We start from the raw sequence: 1,775 nt of genomic DNA, 5'->3' as shown, positions 1-1,775 counted from the left end.
ACCAATAATAAAAAGTTTGATAGGGAATAGCGTTGTCTTGGCAAAACTGCTTAATGGACACTGTGCTTTGCTTTTGTTGTTCAATAATCGCCGCCCAGTGCGCGCGTTTTTGTGCTTGTTTCATGGTACCTCCGCTTAAAAAGGTACTATGACAAAGTCCGTGTCTTATGGGTATGTGGGGTTTATTAACCGCTTACGTTAGTACTCTGTGGCGCTGGCGTCGAGATGGAAAAATGCCGCCCGTGGTTGCACTTAGCTCTAGAGTCGTGGGCTGGCAGAGAAAAGACATCGAACAGTGGTTAAAAGAACAAACAATAGATGCGACTTGCCACAGGGGGAACAATGTTCTCGCTTCACTCTCATAAACATAAAGTATTTCATTTTTTACGATTAATTATGCGTATAAAAATGCTCTTGCAGGAGCTGTGTTCCTGCTTTGGTCTATCTCAGGGAGCCATGTTCCTCTCAAGTCTTCATCAGTTGAACGGAGAACGATGTTCTCCGAATAGCGAAAGACAGATTTACGTATTATCCGACTCGTGTTCGGGGATCTCAGGCAAAGGCTGATAGCTTTCAAACGCTACTGCGAGAACACTGTTCTCGCTCATATCATCAAAAACTAAAGTTTGCTCATTTAATTAATAGATAAAAATCGCTCTCAGTGCTGGACTCTCTGGAGAAAAAGTGTTTTAGCAAGGCAATAAGCTGTATAAAACTCACTAGATATCATTGTTGACTGGCACTAACTTTTTTACTCGCATCTATCATAATAATATTGGGATAACTTTGACCTCTCTTCTTACCGTCTTCAATAAAACTAAGCAAATTGCGATATGACGATTTCGAATCACCAGAATCAATGACGACGTAAATTCCTTTGTCGGTTTTCTCACTTTTCAAATATTGCTGAAGCTGTTTAGTATAACCTTCCAGTACCTTTGCGCTGGTAGATAGCTTAAGCTCGACGCAGACTTTCGATTTACTACCTTGAGAGAATATAAAATCAACTTTTCCACTCCCAACATCAGGCTCTGCTAACATACAAACATCAAAAAGCACACTGACTCGACCTAGAGCTGCAGAGAACAGCCATTGAAAGTGTTTCTCTGGTTCTTTGTATAAGCTCCTACGAAGTCCTTTTTCTTCAACTTGATGCTTGAAATATAAAATTTCAGCTAAAAGCCAACCGTATAACTCGTCTTCATTCATCTTGAGTTTAAAGTATGAATCTTTACGATCCATAAGAAAGCCAAAATTATCGTCAATAAGATCCAAATGACTCTGAAGCCCAATAAAATTCTTTGTTTCGATATTTTTTGCAATCTGCTCTTCAATCTCGAATAGGTGATCAAATAATAACCACAAAGAAAAAATATCAGAGTCAGTTTCACCCATAATTTCAAAGTCTTGGATTGTTGTCTCTTCAACAGATTCATCTTCATCGTAGATTTTGAAAGAGTCTACAATCCTATCACTCTCATATGATTTTCTTTTTTTATCAAACTGATACGTTAGCTTCCTAGACAAAAAATCATAGAAACTAGGTATATGTTTTTCTTCTACGTCAAAATCACCATATGCCCATGACTGGAGATTGTAATTATGGAATCTTTCTTTGCTAGTCGCTCTATCGTATTCAAGAAAAACAGATTTAGCATCAGCTGATTGGGGACGAGTCAGAGGTGAGGTGTACTTGAAAATATGATTTCGCTCATTTTTCATAGTTGACTCGATATAAATTTTGAGTTTTTTAAGTTCGTCAGTCATATCTAAAC

General features: G+C 38.1%; 3 protein-coding genes. 1 reads left to right on the top strand and 2 read right to left on the bottom strand.

The features are described 5' to 3' along the window. Positions 1 to 124 (bottom strand): IS66 family insertion sequence element accessory protein TnpA (gene tnpA / locus BZG14_RS16165; protein ID WP_443509132.1); only part of this gene is annotated, 124 nt, incomplete at its 3' end. A gap of 43 nt (positions 125 to 167) precedes the next feature. Here tnpA and BZG14_RS15225 point away from each other — a divergent pair. Further along, on the top strand, positions 168 to 365 hold the full coding sequence (locus tag BZG14_RS15225) for a helix-turn-helix transcriptional regulator (RefSeq protein WP_077609151.1): 198 nt from the start codon (positions 168 to 170) through the stop codon (positions 363 to 365). Between the two features lie 361 nt (positions 366 to 726). Here the strand turns inward: BZG14_RS15225 and BZG14_RS15220 are convergent. Continuing rightward, positions 727 to 1,775, bottom strand: a 1,049-nt coding sequence (locus BZG14_RS15220; RefSeq protein ID WP_241824693.1) for a hypothetical protein, incomplete at its 5' end; no start/stop codon positions are given.

The organism is Salinivibrio sp. IB282 (assembly GCF_001995685.1).
In the GTDB taxonomy this organism is placed as follows: domain Bacteria; phylum Pseudomonadota; class Gammaproteobacteria; order Enterobacterales; family Vibrionaceae; genus Salinivibrio; species Salinivibrio kushneri.
The sequence above is the reverse complement of the archived record's forward strand: the minus strand, read 5'-3'. Positions and strand labels throughout refer to the sequence as shown.

What these genes read in the sequence shown, in the direction of transcription:
- BZG14_RS15225 (WP_077609151.1), top strand. Translation starts at nt 168, where the DNA reads ATGGGTATGTGGGGTTTATTAACCGCTTACGTTAGTACTCTGTGGCGC.